The sequence below is a fragment of the Ferviditalea candida genome, assembly GCF_035282765.1.
GTDB lineage: Bacteria > Bacillota > Bacilli > Paenibacillales > KCTC-25726 > Ferviditalea > Ferviditalea candida.
Genome location: NZ_JAYJLD010000010.1, coordinates 53,041 through 70,401 on the forward strand (window position 1 = coordinate 53,041; position 17,361 = coordinate 70,401).

At 49.1% G+C, this 17,361-nt stretch carries 15 protein-coding genes; all 15 read left to right on the forward strand.

Annotated features, from left to right (window positions below; all coding sequences use genetic code 11):
• Positions 1-62 precede the first annotated feature (62 nt).
• The 15 genes from VF724_RS08990 (at position 63) to cysC (ending at position 17,337) form a co-directional block, all read left to right on the forward strand.
• Complete coding sequence (locus VF724_RS08990) at positions 63-1,148, forward strand: ABC transporter ATP-binding protein (protein ID WP_371753905.1); 1,086 nt, start codon at positions 63-65, stop codon at positions 1,146-1,148.
• Entirely contained in the window at positions 1,129-2,229 is a 1,101-nt protein-coding gene (locus VF724_RS08995) for an ABC transporter ATP-binding protein (RefSeq protein ID WP_371753906.1), read from the forward strand. Before VF724_RS08990 ends, VF724_RS08995 begins: the two co-directional genes overlap by 20 nt.
• Before the next feature lie 10 nt (positions 2,230-2,239).
• On the forward strand, positions 2,240-3,211 hold the full coding sequence (locus VF724_RS09000; protein ID WP_371753907.1) for an ABC transporter permease: 972 nt from the start codon (positions 2,240-2,242) through the stop codon (positions 3,209-3,211).
• A 46-nt stretch (positions 3,212-3,257) separates the two neighbouring features.
• A complete protein-coding gene (locus tag VF724_RS09005) occupies positions 3,258-4,109 on the forward strand; it encodes an ABC transporter permease (protein ID WP_371753908.1) in 852 nt (283 codons plus the stop codon).
• Positions 4,110-4,132: 23 nt separating this feature from the next.
• Positions 4,133-4,606, forward strand: coding sequence for a GNAT family N-acetyltransferase (locus VF724_RS09010; RefSeq protein WP_371753909.1), 474 nt, complete (start codon positions 4,133-4,135; stop codon positions 4,604-4,606).
• Entirely contained in the window at positions 4,606-6,642 is a 2,037-nt protein-coding gene (locus VF724_RS09015) for a hydantoinase/oxoprolinase family protein (protein WP_371753910.1), read from the forward strand. Before VF724_RS09010 ends, VF724_RS09015 begins: the two co-directional genes overlap by 1 nt.
• An 18-nt stretch (positions 6,643-6,660) precedes the next feature.
• Positions 6,661-8,622 (forward strand): hydantoinase B/oxoprolinase family protein, encoded by a 1,962-nt coding sequence (locus tag VF724_RS09020; protein ID WP_371753911.1) that lies wholly within the window; start codon positions 6,661-6,663, stop codon positions 8,620-8,622.
• A 25-nt stretch (positions 8,623-8,647) separates the two neighbouring features.
• Positions 8,648-10,444 (forward strand): sigma 54-interacting transcriptional regulator, encoded by a 1,797-nt coding sequence (locus VF724_RS09025; protein ID WP_371753965.1) that lies wholly within the window; start codon positions 8,648-8,650, stop codon positions 10,442-10,444.
• Positions 10,445-10,470: 26 nt separating this feature from the next.
• On the forward strand, positions 10,471-11,355 hold the full coding sequence (locus tag VF724_RS09030) for a 5-oxoprolinase subunit B family protein (protein ID WP_371753912.1): 885 nt from the start codon (positions 10,471-10,473) through the stop codon (positions 11,353-11,355).
• A 1-nt stretch (position 11,356) separates the two neighbouring features.
• The gene (locus VF724_RS09035) at positions 11,357-12,343 is read left to right on the forward strand and encodes a 5-oxoprolinase subunit C family protein (RefSeq protein WP_371753913.1); all 987 of its coding nucleotides are present in this window, start codon (positions 11,357-11,359) and stop codon (positions 12,341-12,343) included.
• A gap of 56 nt (positions 12,344-12,399) precedes the next feature.
• Complete coding sequence (locus tag VF724_RS09040) at positions 12,400-13,374, forward strand: asparaginase (RefSeq protein ID WP_371753914.1); 975 nt, start codon at positions 12,400-12,402, stop codon at positions 13,372-13,374.
• 335 nt (positions 13,375-13,709) lie between these two features.
• Positions 13,710-14,792 carry a sulfate permease gene (gene cysP / locus VF724_RS09045; RefSeq protein ID WP_371753915.1) on the forward strand — a complete coding sequence of 361 codons (1,083 nt, stop codon included), beginning with the start codon at positions 13,710-13,712 and terminating at the stop codon, positions 14,790-14,792.
• 3 nt (positions 14,793-14,795) lie between these two features.
• Positions 14,796-15,515: a phosphoadenylyl-sulfate reductase gene (locus VF724_RS09050; RefSeq protein WP_371753916.1), complete on the forward strand. Its 720-nt coding sequence runs from the start codon at positions 14,796-14,798 to the stop codon at positions 15,513-15,515.
• Positions 15,516-15,565: 50 nt separating this feature from the next.
• Positions 15,566-16,711, forward strand: coding sequence for a sulfate adenylyltransferase (gene sat / locus VF724_RS09055; RefSeq protein WP_371753917.1), 1,146 nt, complete (start codon positions 15,566-15,568; stop codon positions 16,709-16,711).
• Between the two features lie 29 nt (positions 16,712-16,740).
• Complete coding sequence (cysC, locus tag VF724_RS09060; RefSeq protein WP_371753918.1) at positions 16,741-17,337, forward strand: adenylyl-sulfate kinase; 597 nt, start codon at positions 16,741-16,743, stop codon at positions 17,335-17,337.
• Positions 17,338-17,361 lie beyond the last annotated feature (24 nt).

The window sequence follows — 17,361 nt, forward strand, 5'->3', positions numbered from 1 at the left end:
TGTCTTCCTCGCTTTCTTTCCTTACCTTGTTGAATACCAATAAAAAAACGGGAGATATTCGTATGGCAACATATGATCTTGAACTAAGAAACCTGAAAAAGGTTTTCGACAATGGCAATGTAGCCGTGAATAATTTCAACCTGAACATCGAGCCCGGAGAATTTGTGGCCTTTCTCGGGCCCAGCGGCTGCGGCAAAACGACAACTTTGCGTATGATCGGCGGATTTGAAGAGCCGACAAGCGGGGATATCTTGATTAAGGGGAGCAAGGTCAACGATATTCCTCCCAACCGCAGAAAAACAAACATGGTTTTTCAAAATTACGCGTTGTTTCCCCATATGAATGTAGCCGAAAATATTGAATACGGGTTGAAGCTGAACGGAACTGATGCGGCCACGAGGAAGAAAAAAATGAAAGACATTCTGGAGCTCGTTCAAATGCACGAATATGCCGAAAGAAATGTTCATGAATTGAGCGGAGGACAAAGACAGCGGATCGCGATTGCCAGATCGCTTGTTGTTGAACCGGATATTCTTCTGCTGGATGAACCGCTCGGTGCGCTGGATGCAAACCTGAGGGCCCGTGTGCAGGTGGAACTGAAGGCATTGCAAAACCGGATGGGCATTACGTTCATTTTCGTGACGCATTCCCAATCTGAAGCCATGGCATTGGCCGATAAAATTGTCGTTATGAATGAGGGCGAAATCGAGCAGATCGGAACGCCTGAGGAGATTTACGGTCTGCCGCGAACCAAATTCGTCGCCAAATTTGTCGGCAAAAACAACATCATTGACGGAAAGATAGGCTCCAAGCAAGCCGATCAAATCAAGCTGCGGACAGCATACGGCATCTTCTCGGCCGCAACCTCCAAGGATTTGCCCGCGGAATCCGGCGCCACCTTGGTTATCCGCGCCGACCAAGCGCAAATCGTCAAAGGCACGGATACGGAACGCGAACCGGGTTGGAATTATATCAAAGGCAGGTTAAAGGGCGAGGAAATTATCGGATCGATTATCACGTATATCGTGGAAGTGGAAAACGGCGTTCATTTCACAGTGGAGCAGCATGAAAGCGTAAGTGATTTTGACCTGAAATTAAATTCCGAGGTTTTGTTGAGGTGGAATGCAGATGATGCCATCATTCTTTAATTTGCAATGCCTGAATCTGACTAAAAAATTCGGCGGCCGGACGGTTATCGACAATCTGTCTTTTTCCGCGAATAAAGGGGAGTTCGTCACTTTGCTGGGCCCGAGCGGCTGCGGGAAAAGCGTTCTGCTGAGGATGCTGGCCGGATTTGAAACGCCGGACGAAGGACAAATACTGATTGAAGGGGAGGATATGAGTCAAGTGCCTCCTTTCAAACGAAAAACGGCGATATGTGTCCAAAACTTCGCTCTTTTTCCAAATTTGAACGTCCAAAAGAACGTTGAATTCGGATTGGAAAACCAAGGCTTCGACAAGGAGGAAAGATTCCGGAAAAGCCTGCATTGGATCGAGGTTGTGGGCCTGAAAGGCTTCGAGAACAGAAAAATCGATCAATTAAGCGGAGGGCAAAAGCAGCGGGTAGCCCTGGCGCGGGCGTTGGCCATCGAACCGGAAATTTTGCTGCTGGACGAACCTTTGGGCGCGCTCGACGCCAATCTTCGTGTAAGAATGCAAAGCGAGATCAAAGGCTTGCAGCAGAATCTCGGAATCACGATCATTCATGTGACCGGCAGTGAAAGTGAAGCGATGGCAATGGCCGATCGGATCATCATGCTGAATGAAGGAAGGATTGAACAAGAGGGTCCGCCCAAGGAAATATTCAGACACCCGAAAACGAAATTCGTCGCCAGCTTCATGGGCAATTACAACCTGATTCAGGGCAAAGTGGCGTCAACGAACGGGCAAACCGTGCTGCTGGACAGCGAGGTGGGAACGATCACGGTCGATCGTATGAATTTGATCGAACCCGTGAGCCCCGGAACCGCGGCAACGGCCATTTTCCGAACCGATCATGCGACGCTGCTGCCTGCAAATTCAACACACGATTTCGACAACAGTGTTGTCGGCAATGTCCACGGTGTGGAATTCAAAGGTTCGATTGTAGAATTTGTCATCGAATTGGAGAACAAGCAAATTCTTAAAATTGAAAAACACCAGAGCAGAAATCTGCAAATCAGAAATGATTTTGTAGGAAAAGCGATTTTAGGCTGGAATGGAACAGACACACAATTGCTGACCCAATAGGAGGTGACGGATGTTGAATAAGCATTTGAATATAACGGAAGCCAAGGAACAAACCACCACTCCGAAAGTCCTGAAGCCGGACAAGAAATTCAAAGAGGAAGGCTTCATAGACAAAGTCTTGAATTTTATCCGCGCCCGAAAAGGCTTATCCACCAAATTGCTGTTGGCGCCGGGCGTATTATGGATGGTTTTGTTTTTGATCGTCCCGCTTTTGGCGATGATTTACGTCAGTTTTTGGACGCAAAGCAGCACAACGATCAAACCGATTGTCACAACCGAGAATTATAAATATTTTTTCAGCAGCACGGTTTATTTAAGTGTATTGTGGAATACCGTCAAAATTTGGCTGATTGTGCTTATCTCCACGCTGGTGCTCGGTTATCCGGTAGCTTTTTTTATTTCGCAGATGGTTAGAAGCGAAAGGATGCAGACGGTGCTTCTGCTGATTTGCATTATTCCCTTTTGGACCAGCTTTCTGATCAGGGTATTGGCTTGGAAGCCGATGCTGGGCATTCAAGGGGCGTTGAATATTGTGCTTGAATACTTCCATATTATCAATCATCCGATCGAGGTGCTGCTGTATTCCGAATTCGGCATGATCCTCGGCATGATTCAAATCTATGTCGTTTTTATGGTAGGACCGATCGCTTTCTCATTGGGCAGGATCGATCATAATCTGGTTGAAGCCGCCCAGGATTTGGGGGCGAGCTTCCTGCAAATTTTCAGGGATATTTACTGGCCGCTTTCAAAGCCGGGCGTAATCGCCGGTTCGATTTTCGTGACGGTTATGGTGCTGGGTGAATTTGCGATTCCTGCGGCTCTGGGGGGAAAGAAAGTGAACCTGCTGGGGAACATTATTTTGACTCAGGTCGGCAGCTTGAAATGGGCATTTGCTTCGGTGGTCGGCGTAGTTCTGACGATTGTGATTGCCATTGCGGTGTCGCTCTTGCTGCGCGTCGTTAATTTAAGAAAGCAAATTTAGGAGTGTCCCTTGAAAATACGGATGCTGAAGAAAGAGGAGTTCGGACATGAAGAAAAACAAAGCGCTCAAATCCGTCTTTGGAATTTACACGGGTATTTTCATTTTTGTTTTATATGCGCCGTTAATTGTTCTGACGATTTTGTCCTTTCAAGTAGGTCCTGAGGGCGGGCCCCAGTTTCCGCTGCAGGGGTTCAGCTTGTATTGGTATGAACAGCTTTTTGGGTTAACTCCCCCTTCTAGGGTCGCACCCCTGGATTTAGGCGATGCCATTTTCAGGTCTTTGACGCTGGCCATCATTACGATGATCGTCTCAACCATTCTGGGAACCTTGACCGCTCAAGCCTTCAGAAAAAACTTTAAAGGCTCTGGTCTCGTTTTTTATTTGATTCTTTTGGGAATTATGGTTCCCGGTATTTTGGTCGGTTTGGGAATCGCTTTGGTATCCAACACTTTAGGGATTGACAAAAACTGGTACAGCACCTCGTTTGTGGCCCACGTTCTGTACACGTATCCGTTTGCCTTTATTGTCATGCTGGCGATCTTTAACCGGTTTGACCGAAGCATTGAGGAGGCGGCGATGGATCTTGGGGCCAACGAATTAAAAACGTTTTGGCGGATCACACTGCCTCAAGTGATTCCCGGACTGCTCAGCGCAGCTTTATTTGCCTTTACGTTATCCTATGATGAATTCCCCAGGACATTGTTTGCTGCGGGACCGGACCTGACGCTGCCGTTAACGATATTCGGCACTTTTTCGATTGAGGTGCACCCGAATCTGTTTGCTTTTGGTGTGTTGACCACGTTATTCTCATTTTCGATTTTGATTCTCTATTATTTCCTGATGATGATATTTACAAGAAAACCCAAGCGATTGAATGTGCAGGAAGATATCAATTAGGGAGGTTTAGGGGGAGATCGATATTGTCAAAGCTCATCGTCCGGTATGTCCAGCCGATTGATATCCCGAAGCTCATTCCTTTAATCATCGGATATCTTCAATTTTACAATCGTCCGGTTCCTCCGGATGAAAAGATTGAAGAGATGATTGTTCGCTTTCTCGTGCATCCCGATGAAGGCGTTCAATTCGCAGCGGCCGAAAACGGGGAGCTGAAGGGATTTGCGACTTTGAATTACATCTGGAGCACAACACGCATGCAGAAAATTGCATTATTGAATGATTTATATGTGGACCCCGAGCATCGACGCAAGGGAGCGGGAGAAGGGTTGTTAAATGCGGCTCTGAATCAGGCGAAGAAAGAAAACTTGCCGATAATGCGCTTGCTTACGGCTGAAGATAATAAGGCCGCCCAGGCCCTGTACGAAAAAACCGGCGGGAAAGCGCCGGGCTGGCGAGTTTATGATTATGATTTGTCAAGCTGGGGAGGGATCGGTTAATGGGAAAGTATCGTATTGCTGTTGATGTGGGAGGCACCTTTACAGATGTATTTATTTTTGAAGAATTGACCGGCGAGATGTCGATAACCAAAGTTCCGTCCACCCCCTCCAATCCGGCCAAAGGAATCATGGACGGCATTGAACGGACGGGGATTTCCCTGGCCGATGTCAGCTTATTCTCCCATGGGACGACAGTAGGCACCAACGCGCTGATCACCAGAAAATTGCCGAAGACGGCTTTGGTTACAACGAAGGGCTTTCGCGATGTTCCGGAAATCCGTAGGGGAACCAAATTGGATCTTTGGGATGCCTACAATGATGTGGCGCCTCCATACATCAAAAGAAGAGACCGGTTTGAAATCGAAGAGCGGGTGGACTATGCGGGAAATGTCTTGGCCGAGCTGAATTTGGAGGAAGCCAAGGAATTGGCCAGGCTGCTGAAAAAGCGGCAGGTCGAATCGGTCGCGATCTGTCTGATCAACTCGTATGTCAATGGAGCCAATGAGCTGAAATTAAAGGAGATCTTGAAGGAGCAGCTGCCGGAAGCTTATATTTGCACATCCAGCGAGATTTTGCCGGAAATGTTTGAGCATGAACGGATGAGCACAACGATTGTCAATGCGGTATTGGGCCCGGTCGTCGGCAAATACATACAGGAGCTTAACTCGGAATTGAGAGAAAGAGGATATCAAGGCGATGTTCTGGTTCTGCATTCAGGCGGAGGCGTGATGAACTCCGACACGGTTCCCCATTTTGCGGCCCGCGTTGCCAGCTCGGGGATTGCCGCAGGGGCGATAGCAAGCTCCTATATCGCCAAATTATGCGGCTTCGACAACGCGATCGGCCTGGATATGGGCGGAACGAGCACCGATATTTCGCTTATGTACAACGGCGAGCTGCGGGTAACGAAGGATTGGTATATCGAGTATGGGTATCCGATCGGGTTTCCAAGCATCGAAATTTTGACGATCGGCGCCGGCGGAGGGAGTCTGGCGTGGATCGATGACGGCGGCTCGCTTCGCAACGGCCCGCAGAGTGCCGGAGCCGATCCGGGTCCGGTTTGTTATATGAAAGGCGGGGAGGAGCCTACCAATACCGATGCGAATCTGGTTTTGGGCCGGCTCGGCGACAAGCTGTTAAACGGGCAAATGACCCTGAACAAGGAGTCGGCGCTTCACAGGATCAGGCAAAAAATCGGGAATCATTATCATTTTTCAGATTCGCAAGCGGCCAATTCGATCATCAAAGTGGCGAATGCCAATATGAGCGACGCTTTAAGGCTGATCTCGATCCGTAGGGGCTATGATCCGCGGGATTTCGCCCTGGTCGTTTTTGGAGGCGCCGGCGCTTTGCACGGAGCGCATTTGGCCAAGGAGATGGAAATTCCGACGGTTATTGTGCCCCCCTATCCCGGAATTACATCGGCGATGGGCTGCCTGCTGGTCGATGTGCGGCATGATTTGTCGAAAACATTTCTTGCCGCATTCAACGAGATTTCGAACGAACAGCTGGAAGCCGAGTTTTCGGCAATGGAAAAGGAAGCTTATCAATTGCTGAAGGAAGAAGGGGTTGCCGATGAAAATATGAATCTCCTTCGCTATGTGGATATGAGATATGTGGGCCAATGGCGATCTTTGGCCATACCGGCAAGCAGGCCGATTCACAGTCTGGAAGAAACCCTGGAGAGCTTTCATCGCGAGCATCAGAGGGAATACGCCTTTGCCAACCGCGACCAGACGGTCGAGATTTACGGCCTGAGAATCACGGCCGTAGGCACCGTGCCGAAGCCGGAGCTTCCGAAATTGGAGGCCAAAGGCTCCATTGAGGATGCCGTAATCGGCTATCGCAGCGTTTATTTTGAAGAAACGGGCGGCTTCACGAATACGGTCATTTATGAGCGTTCGAAGATTCCCGTGCTGTCCGAGTTTTCCGGCCCGGCCATTGTGGAACAGCTGGATTCCACGACGGTTGTGCCGCCGGATTTCAAAGTGCGGATAGACCCTTATCAGAATATGATCATGACCATCAATAACTAGAAGGATGAGGTGATTGGAATGACGCAAGTCGAACAAAGCAGATTGGATCCCGTTACTTTCGAGGTGCTGAAGAATGCTTTTGTCAATCTGGTCGATCAAATGTCCGAGCAGATCCTGAGAACGTGCTATTCATTTGTCATTTATAACAGGGACTTCAGCTCGGCTCTTTGCGATGCCAAGGGAAATACGATCATGCAGGGAACGCAGGATATTTCGGTGCATGTCGGCACTCTTCATTTGACCGCCAAAGCGGTGTTGGAGGATTTTGGCGACGATATTCATCCGGCGGATGTGTTTTTGGTAAACGACCCCTACCGCGGCGGCACACATTTCTGCGATGTGCGGATTATCCGACCGGTATTTTATGACGGCCGATTAATCGCTTTGATGCAGTCCAACGGTCATTGGGCGGATGTCGGCGGAACGGTGCCCGGTTCCTTTGACGTGCAGGCAAAGGATCATTACGGGGAAGGCTTTCGGATCCCGCCGGTCAGGATTTGGAGCAGGGGCGAGTACTTGGGGGACGTGGCCAACATGATGGTGGCCAACATGCGGGTCCCTGAGGAGCGGCTGGGCGATTTGCGGGCTCAAGCCGAGGCGACGCGGGTCGGTGAGGAGCAACTGCTCAGGCTTATTGAAAAATACGGGATAGAGACCGTTTTGGCGGCGTTTGACGAGGTTCAGGATTACGTGGAAAGATTGGCCAGAAAAAAAGTCGGCGAGTTGCCGGACGGTACCTGGGAAACGGTCGATTACATCGATATGGACCCGGAATTGGGTGACGGCCTGATTCCGATCAAAGTGAAAATGACGATTGAGGGCGATAGGATTTACTACGATCTCGGCGGGTCGCATCCTTACATCGGCTGTTTTTTGAATTCGGGATACGGCGCGTCGTTTTCGGCAGTGGTTGCGGGGACCAAAACATTTTTTCCCGAGATTCCTTTAAACTCTGGATTTTACCGGGTGGTGAAAGCCGAGCTCCCCGAAAATTCGGTTGTAAACGCGCCCTGGCCTGTTGCGGTTACAGGATTCTGTTCAGGCTCTTATGAGAAAATCATGAACGCCATTTTTGAGCTGTGGTCGAATATCATGCCCGAACGGGCTTTGGCATGCTCCTTCAACCTGGAGTACTTGCTGATCGGCGGCTGGGACCGGCGGGAAGGATACGGCAACTATTTCATGTGGTATGACTGGATGGCTGGCGGACACGGCGGCAGAAACGGAAAAGACGGAGCGAATGCGCTGTCCCCGGTGTTCGGAGTGGGGCTGAGCATTCAGCCTTGCGAAGGGCAGGAGCGGCTGTCTCCGGTGATTACGACCCACCACAGCATCATCACCGACTCCGGCGGTCCGGGCAAGCACCGCGGGGGGTGCGGAGTGGAAAAAGGAGGCGTGCTGACTCGTTTGCACAAAACGGTCATGTCCTACTGCTGCGACCGTTCCCGTTCCGTCACTTGGGGGATTTTCGGGGGATTGCCTTCCTATCCCCACGGCGCATGGTTAAATCCGGGGAAGGAGAATCAGTGCTTCGTGGGAACCATCTTTTCCAATGTGAAGGTGGCGGAAGGGGATTCATTCTCACGGCCTTCCGCGGGGGGCGGCGGATTGGGCGATCCTCTGGAACGGGATCCCGATCAGGTCATGGAGGATGTGATCGACGGGTATGTTTCCATTGAACGGGCGAAAAAGGACTATGGCGTGGTCATCGTCGAGATCGACAGGGAAATTGACCATTTCGAAATCGATGAGCAGGCTACGCTGGCGGAGCGGGATTATATCCGGGCGCAGCGAAAAGAATGGATCGAGGAAAGCGTTGACAAGGTTCAGGAAATGTACCGCAAGGGAGAGGCCGACCAGCTTGATCTGATTCGCCGTTACGGAGTCATTATTGATGCCCAAACCGGACAAATCCTGCCGAAGTCGACGGAACAATATCGGGCCATGATGAAAAAGCGGACAGTGGAGTATTGGCAATAAATTCTTTAGAGGAATGATTACCGTGATGATTTGGCGAGACATCCTGCAGCCGCCCCCCGTTATGGTGCAGAAAAATTGCACATTGCTTGATGCCGTAAATGCATTCAATCGGCATCCATCGGAAATTGTATTGATTTGCGACGGGGAAACGCCCGTGGGCTATGTGGACTCGAATTCGCTGCTGGCGCAAATCGAGCATGGCAAGGATTTAAGCGCAGCAGTAAGCTATCAAGTTGATGTTCTAAAAGTCCCGTCGGACCATCCGGTTGAATTTTATCATAATATTTCCGTTTATCTTGGAATCGATGCCGACGGATATGTAACGGGCTTCAGTACGAATATGAAGGCCAGGGATCGGATCAATCAATTGAAATTGAATCAGATGAACCGAATTTTTAACAGCTCCGGACTGGGGATCGTGACAACCGGCGAGAATTTTGAAATCACCTTCGTCAATGAGACTGCGGAGAAAAACCTGGGGTTGTCCGGCAATTTTTTAATGAACCGGAATTATAAAGCTTTGTGGGCGGGACATGAGGTTTTGGATGAGGTTCTGCGCGGCAAGCAGCTGGTAAGCATTGAAAGTCTCATGAATTTCAAACGGATTATCGGCAATTTTTCGCCGCTGTTTGAGAACCGAAAGATCACCGGCATCGTACACATTTTTTACTTGAAGGAGCAATTTGAAGAAGCGGTCAAGGAGTTGGAGTTTGTACGGAATCTGCATGAAGATTTGAAAGCGATTTACTCGCTGTCCAATGAGCAGGTCATTACCGTCAATGCGGAGGGGGAAATCGTTCGGATTGCCGGAACGCTTCTCAAGAATTTCTGGATGATCGATGGCCCGGAGCAATTGTTGGGCGCAAACATCAGGGATTTTGAGAATAAAGGCATATTCCAGCCCAATATCGTCGATCTATGCAAGCGGAAAAAGCAGAAACTTACCCAAGTGCAAATTTCCGTTCATGGACAAAAGGTATTATCTGTCGCGACTCCGGTTTTTCACGGCGACAAGCTTGAACAGGTAGTGGTCGCCTCAAAAGATATTACGGAAATTAACCAGCTCAAGCAGGAGCTGGAAAGGCTCAAGAAAAAGTCGGATCAATACAAACGGGAGCTCGATCAATTCATGATGATGAGCGAACAGAAGAAGCTGATCTACCGTTCCCAAGTGATGGAAAATTTGCTGGGCCGGGTCAAGCAAATCGCTGCGGCAGACTCGGCAGTGCTGCTGTACGGTGAATTCGGGGTCGGCAAAGAAGTGTTTGCTCAAACCATCCATGAAAACAGCGGCAGAAAAAATCATCCCTTTCTGCGCATCAACTGCGGGGCTGTTGAGGAGAGTCTTGCAGAGTTGTTGAGATCGGCAGAGAAAGGCAGCATTTTTTTGGATGAAATTACCGAGCTTTCTATGAAAACGCAGGCCCAATTGCTGGAGGTATTGAACAGCGGGATCGATGTTCGGGTGATCGCAGCCACGAATCAAATCATCAAGAAACGGGTGCAGGAAAATACATTTAGTGAACGGCTGTTCGATCTGCTGAACGGGATTCCGATCACGATTCCGCCGTTAAGAGAAAGAGCGGAGGATATTGTATCATTGTCGATTCATCTTCTGCAGAGATTTAATCATGCTTTCCGCAAGGATACAAGCTTTACGAAGGAAGCGCTCGAGGTTCTGGAAAGCTATCACTGGCCGGGCAATGTCCGGGAATTGCAAAATGTGATCGAGCGTCTGATCGTTACAACGCTTGAGGACATGATCACCGGAAGCGATGTGAGATCGATTCTATACGGAGATGCAAAGCTGATAAATTTATAAGCTGCTGAAATAAAGGTGGGATTGCTTTGTTCACATTGCCGGAAACGCGCTTCGATTTTAGCGGTGATGAATACATTTACGCTGAAATATCCCGAAATATGAGCGCTGAAAGCAATTTTAAAGCGTTGGCCATTACCAATGAGTTAAGAAACCGCAGCATTCCGGGGATTATCGATATTTGCCCTTCCAATGCTTCTTATTTGATCAGATTCAATCCTGAAATCATCTCGGCTCATGATTTATTGGATTATTTGAAAGAGATCGATGTGACCAAAAGCAATCCTTCCGAACTCAATTTAAAAATAAGAATCGTAGAAATCCCGATTTGGTACGATGACCCGATTACCCGAGAGTACTCGGAGAGATATAAAAACCGGCATCCATGCCCCGAGCTGAGCAACTTCGAGTTTATCATGAAGACCAATAACTTTAAGGACAAGGAGGAATTGATAATATCCCACTCGTCCACGCCGTACCTGATTTCCATGATGGGCTTTACCCCGGGAACGGCATGGGAATTTCCGCTGGGCATATCTCCGGAACAAATTATTCAGACTCCCAAATATTTAAGTCCGCGTCCCGATACTCCCAAACAAGCCGTCGGCTTGGGCGGGGCCTTTACCGTCATTTATTCGGTGCCGGGACCCGGAAGCTACCAGCTGATCGGGCTGTCGGCCGTTCCGGTATTTGATCCGGAAAGAAAATTGGAGGACTTAAAAGATATGTTATTTTTGGCCAAGCCGGGAGATATTTGGAAGCATCGTCCGATCGGTGAGAATGAATACAATCGTATCGTTTCGCAAGTGAACCGGGGAACGTACCGCTATCATATGAAGGAAGTCGAGTTCTCGCCTGAGGAATATTTTGCCAAAGGGAAGGAATATATTAATCAAATCATGGAGGGCTTTTAGGGTGTTAAAAGTTTTGGATACCGGCCTCAATACCACGATTCAAGACATGGGGCGAAACGGTCTGTACCATTTGGGAGTGCCGCCCTCCGGCGCGGCCGATAAATACTCATTTCAGCTCGGCAATTTGTTGCTGGGAAACCCGGTTCATTATGCGGGATTGGAAATGACGCTTTTGGGAGCCGCAATCGAATTCCGCAAAAAAACGGTTATCGCCGTTACAGGGGCTCCAATGGATGTTTATTTGAATCACGGGAAAATTCCGATGTGGGAGAACGTGAAGGTGGAGGAGGGGGATGTTCTATCCTTTAAATCTGCGCAAAGCGGAGTGAGAACCTATTTATGCGTCTCGGGGGGGATTCTTGTTCCCGAAATGCTGGGAAGCAAATCAACTTATTCGTTAAATCAATTCGGCGCATATATCGGCAAAAAATTGGTTAACGGCACGGAGCTGGGGCTTGGAGAACCTCTTCCGGGCGTGTTTAAGCAGGTAGGCAAAAGGATTCCGCCGACATATACCCCGCAGTTTGGAGATCGCGTCGATATCCGTGTGGTGATGGGGCTTTCCAGCTACAGATTGAGCGATGAAGGAATCAAAGCTTTTTTGAATACGGAATGGAGGGTTTCGGCCGAGTCTAACCGAGTCGCTTGCCGCTATAAGGGAGCGACCATTTCATACAAAAAATTTGAGCCTCCCTTCGGAGCGGGCAGCGGGTCCTCGAATGTGGTGGATATTGCTTATCCGATCGGCGTCCTTATGGTGCCGAACAGTGAAGAAATCATCATGCTGCTGAACGATGCAACGACAGGCGGGGGATTTGTCACCGTTGGAACGGCGATCAGTCCCGACCTGGACAAAGTCAGTCAATCAAGGCCAAATTCTACGACCCGCTTTATTGCGGTAACCGTCGATCAAGCCATTACGGCCAGACTCGAGAAAAAGAAGAAGCTTCTGAAGCTGACTGAATTATTGGATGGACGCCCCATTTAATTTGTTAATAATTGGACACCGAGTCAACATACATTAATAGCGGGAGGAATTTGGCTATGGGAAACGTCGTTGTCTTAACCACCGGGGGAACTATTTCCAGTATGCAAAATAAAACAACCGGCTTGCTGAGAACAGGTTCGATTAACGGCAAAGATTTGGTGGATGCGTGTGAAATTGGTGATGGAATACAAGTGCAGGTGGAAGAGATTTTCAGAATCCCCAGCAACCAGTATACATTTCATGAATTAATGATTTTAAAAGAAAAGGTAGAATCGATCCTTGAGCAGGAAGAAGTGGACGGAGTCGTGATTACCCATGGCACGGACACTTTGGAAGAAACGGCTTATTTTTTGAATTTGGTCATCAGACAAGAAAAGCCGATTGTCATTACAGGTTCGCAGCGGAGCTTGGGAAACCTCGGGTCCGATGTGCAAATGAATCTTAAACAAGCCGTCCAAGTCGCTTCCGATCGAAAAAGCAGGGATCTGGGCGTGCTTGTGCTGTTCAATGAGGAAATTTTTACGGCCAATGAAGTCCGAAAATTCCATGCAAGCAATATAGCGGGATTCGCCTGCGGAGAAATTGGAACGGTTGACGGTGCGGATGTCATCTATAGTCGAAAGCCTTTCCTAAGAACAGCCTATTCGCTGCAATCTCCTTTAAGTCCTGTAGATCTTATAAGCTGCAGTCTTGGCAGCGATGATAAATTTCTGGAATGCTCGATACGCTCCGGAGTCGAAGGCATCGTATTGGATGGGTTTGGCAGAGGGCATGTGCCGCCGGTATTGGTTCCGAAAATCAAAGAAGCGGCAGATAAAGGGATCGTGATTGTCGTGACCTCCAGAACATTGGAGGGAAGGGTTTATCCCGTCTACGATTTCCCGGGAGGCGCTCAAGACTTGATGAACCAGGGTGTGATCTTGGGGGGAAGCCTGAGCGCCTATCAAGCGAGAATCAAGCTTGCCGTTCTTTTGTCCGTATTTCAACATGACAAAGGGAGAATCAAACAGGAGTTTAACGACTTGGCCTGAAAGGATTTTTGTTTAAGGGCAGTCTATTCATATCATTTAGCAGACGCTGAGGGTTTTTTGAACTGTTCTACCTCCAAGTAGAAGCGGTTCATTGAGCATGAAAGCGCTTTGAGTTGAAAATCGGTCTATTTCACTCCTCGGCAGAAACATCGGAAAACCTTGGCGGTGCATCCGAAGTTGAGCTGAGGCTTTTTTTTTTCAAAAAAGTGTTGACAGTATCAGGTATTTCACATATTATAGCTAATAAGTTGATTAAACATATAGAAATACTAGGAATTAAGCTTGACTGAATTGAGAAATTTGATACCAAGGCTGGTGAATAAGAAGGAACGAAGATGCTAACTTACATTGCGATTACAATCGGGTTGCTTTTGGCGATGAATATCGGAGGGAGTGGTGCGGCGGCCACGATGGGCCCGGCTTACGGCAGCGGGGCGATAGCAGGTAAAAAAACCGCGTTGTTTCTGGTAGCGATAGGCGTATTTTTGGGAGCGGCAGCCGGCAGCGGCGAAGTCGTCAAAACGATTGGCAAAGGGATCGTTCACGGGGATATTTTAACGATTGAAGTTGTGATCGTGATTTTAAGCGCCGCGACATTAACCCTGTTTTTCGCCAATTATATCGGAATCCCCCTTTCGACCAGCGAGGTGGCGGTTGGAGCAATCGCCGGCGCGGGAATTGCGTTTCGCTCGCTTTATTTGGATCGGCTGATTCTCATTGTGTTTTTTTGGATCGCAATCCCTGCGGCGGCTTTTTTATTGGGCTATTTGCTGGAGAAATTGAAATCTCTGATCGATAGAAGCTGGCCGGGGGCAAGCAAAGCAGCGCAAAGGTGGAAAAAACAGCTGATTCTGCTGCTTATCATCACCGGTTTTATGGAGGCAGTCTCGGCGGGTATGAACAATGCGGCCAATGCCGTCGGACCCCTTATCGGCGCAGGAATACTGGAAGAAAGAACCGGAATCTGGTTAGGGGGAAGCTTCCTGGCGTTCGGCGCCGTTATTCTCGGCGGGAAAGTCATTGAAACGAACGGTAAAAAAATTACCCGTTTATCTTTAATTCAAGGCAGCACGGTTTCCTTTATCGGCGCAAGCTTAGTGATATTGGCCTCGCTATGGGGATTTCCGGTCCCTTTGACGCAAATCACGACCTCCGCGATTTTGGGCGTCGGCACGGCCGAAAAAGGCGCTCGCCTCTTTCAAAAAAACATCATTATCCGGATTCTGAAGGTTTGGATCGTCTCCCCCGTCATGGCATTGGTTATTTCATACAGTCTGATCCTTATCGTGCTGAAACCAAATCCGTATATTTTGGCCGTCATCATTAGTGTTTTTATTTCTACTGTCGGATGTATCAGCCTTTACCGTTCGATTCGGAAAGAGCGGGATACCTTTTATGATCAAGGAGGGGGGGTTTAACCGATGCACGACAGCGAATGGAATTACGCCCAATTGTCTGAAGAAGCGTATGCGCAAGTCAATCAGGAACTCTCAAAAATGGATAGTATCGAGGTGTTGAAATGGGCTTATAGAACCTTCGGGGATGACTTGGTGTATGCTTGCAGTTTCGGGGCGGAAGGAATCGTGCTGGTCGATTTGATCAGCAAGGTCAAGCGGAATGCCAGGGTTGTTTTTTTAGACACGCATCTCCATTTTCCAGAAACCTACGCATGTATCGAACGGGTCAGACAAAAATATCCGGGTCTTAGCATCGAGATGGCGCAGCCGGAATTGACGTTGGAAGAGCAGGCAGTCCGATACGGAAAAGAGCTGTGGGGGACGAACCCTGATCTTTGCTGCCGGCTTCGCAAAATTGTTCCTTTGGAGAAGGCTCTGAAAGGCGCCCGGGCGTGGATTTCCGGGCTGAGAAGAGAGCAGTCGCCGACCCGGGCCGCTGCGCAATTCGTCAACCCGGATCAGCGTTTCCGGTCGATCAAGATTTGTCCCTTAATCCATTGGAGATGGGAAGATATTTGGAATTATATTCGTATCTTCCAGCTGCCGTATAACGAACTGCACGATCTCGATTATCCGAGCATCGGATGCGCCAAATGCACCCGGCCTGTAAAGGCGGGGGAGGATTCGCGGGCGGGACGCTGGGGCGGCAGCCATAAAAAGGAATGCGGTCTGCATACACCTTGAAGAAAACAGATTCACTAGAAAAAACGATGGTTGGGAGTGTAGATTCATCCATGAAATTCAGTTTGCCGCATGGTGGAACATTGGTAAACCGTTTTGAGTCGGGTCAGGATTATGCATCGGTAAAGGTTGAAGTCGAGCTGGATCATACGGCTTTGTCCGATTTGGAATTGATCGCCATCGGCGCCTACAGTCCGTTGACGGGATTTATGGGGGAGAAAGACTATCATCACGTATTGAACCATATGAAACTAGCGGGGGGCAAGGTATGGAGCATCCCGATTACGCTGCCGGTTGACAAGCAACAAGCCGAACGAATCGAAACGGGTCAGAAGGTCAAGCTGGCCCGGCATGGAACGGTTTACGGAATTCTTGAAGTGCTGGAGAAATATGTGCCGGATAAGCGCTTGGAGGCGGAAAAGGTTTATCTGACAACAGATCCGGCTCATCCGGGAGTCGGAAAATTGTTTGAGCGGGGGGAGGTTTACCTTGGCGGGCCGGTGACAATGGTCAAGCGGCCGGTCAAGGATCGCTTTGCCGAATTTCACATGGATCCTGCGGAGACGAGAGCCGTTTTCGCGGAGAGGGGCTGGCGCACTGTGGTCGGTTTTCAAACCAGAAATCCGGTTCACCGGGCGCATGAGTATATTCAAAAATCAGCTCTGGAAATTGTCGACGGTCTCTTCCTGAATCCTCTTGTCGGGGAGACCAAATCGGATGATATCCCTGCGGATGTGCGAATGGAGAGCTATCAGGCATTGCTGAACAATTATTATCCGCAAGATCGCGTCCAATTGGCGGTATTTCCGGCCGCCATGCGCTACGCAGGTCCGAGAGAAGCGATATTTCACGCAATCGTCCGGAAAAATTACGGATGCACGCATTTTATCGTCGGGCGGGATCATGCCGGAGTGGGAAACTATTACGGGACTTATGACGCGCAGCTGATTTTCCGGAACTTTACGCAAGAGGAATTGGGGATTATTCCGCTCTTTTTTGAACACAGCTTTTATTGCAAAAGATGCGGCGGCATGGCGTCAACGAAAACCTGCCCTCATGGTCCGGAGGAACGGGTGATCCTTTCTGGGACGAAAGTCAGGGAAATGCTGAGCAAAGGCGAGACTCCGCCGCCGGAATTCAGCCGCGCCGAAGTGGTGGAAATTCTGATAAGGGGCATGAAAAATGCGGCGAATGTGTGAGTATCCAACGAAAAATAGGGGGGAGAAAGATGGGGACAGCCCATGTCGTTTGGCATGAATCGACGGTTTCGAAGCAGCAGCGGCAGCAATTGTATCGGCATAAAAGCTGTGTTCTGTGGTTTACCGGTTTGTCGGGCTCCGGCAAATCCACTTTGGCCAATGCTGTCGCTGAGCGGCTGTATCGACTAAAGGTGCACAGCTATGTACTGGATGGAGACAATATCCGGCATCATTTGAACAAGGATTTGGGATTCAGTCCGGAGGACCGTGCGGAAAACATCCGGCGGATCGGCGAGGTTGCCAAGCTTTTTGTCGATGCGGGAATCATCGTGTTAACCGCTTTTATTTCTCCTTTTCAAGCAGACCGGCAGCTCGTGAGAAAGCTAACGGAGGAAGGGGAGTTTATTGAAATCTATGTCGAGTGCCCCCTTGAGGAATGTGAAAAGCGGGATCCGAAAGGTCTTTATCAAAAAGCCAGAAGAGGGGAGATCCCGGAATTCACGGGAATTACGTCCCCTTATGAAGAGCCCGCGCATCCTGAAATCGTGATTCAGAGCGGCAATTCGACCGTAGATGAGGCAGTCGGGAAAATCATCGATTATTTAAAGCGCGCATCGATAATCTAATAGATTTGAAGGAGGAGGTGTTGA

What these genes read in the sequence shown, in the direction of transcription:
- cysC (WP_371753918.1), top strand. Translation starts at nt 16,741, where the DNA reads ATGGGGACAGCCCATGTCGTTTGGCATGAATCGACGGTTTCGAAGCAG.
- VF724_RS09040 (WP_371753914.1), top strand. Translation starts at nt 12,400, where the DNA reads ATGGGAAACGTCGTTGTCTTAACCACCGGGGGAACTATTTCCAGTATG.
- VF724_RS09050 (WP_371753916.1), top strand. Translation starts at nt 14,796, where the DNA reads ATGCACGACAGCGAATGGAATTACGCCCAATTGTCTGAAGAAGCGTAT.
- VF724_RS09015 (WP_371753910.1), top strand. Translation starts at nt 4,606, where the DNA reads ATGGGAAAGTATCGTATTGCTGTTGATGTGGGAGGCACCTTTACAGAT.
- VF724_RS09005 (WP_371753908.1), top strand. Translation starts at nt 3,258, where the DNA reads ATGAAGAAAAACAAAGCGCTCAAATCCGTCTTTGGAATTTACACGGGT.
- VF724_RS09025 (WP_371753965.1), top strand. Translation starts at nt 8,648, where the DNA reads ATGATTTGGCGAGACATCCTGCAGCCGCCCCCCGTTATGGTGCAGAAA.
- sat (WP_371753917.1), top strand. Translation starts at nt 15,566, where the DNA reads ATGAAATTCAGTTTGCCGCATGGTGGAACATTGGTAAACCGTTTTGAG.
- VF724_RS08990 (WP_371753905.1), top strand. Translation starts at nt 63, where the DNA reads ATGGCAACATATGATCTTGAACTAAGAAACCTGAAAAAGGTTTTCGAC.
- VF724_RS09000 (WP_371753907.1), top strand. Translation starts at nt 2,240, where the DNA reads ATGTTGAATAAGCATTTGAATATAACGGAAGCCAAGGAACAAACCACC.
- VF724_RS09020 (WP_371753911.1), top strand. Translation starts at nt 6,661, where the DNA reads ATGACGCAAGTCGAACAAAGCAGATTGGATCCCGTTACTTTCGAGGTG.
- VF724_RS08995 (WP_371753906.1), top strand. Translation starts at nt 1,129, where the DNA reads ATGATGCCATCATTCTTTAATTTGCAATGCCTGAATCTGACTAAAAAA.
- cysP (WP_371753915.1), top strand. Translation starts at nt 13,710, where the DNA reads ATGCTAACTTACATTGCGATTACAATCGGGTTGCTTTTGGCGATGAAT.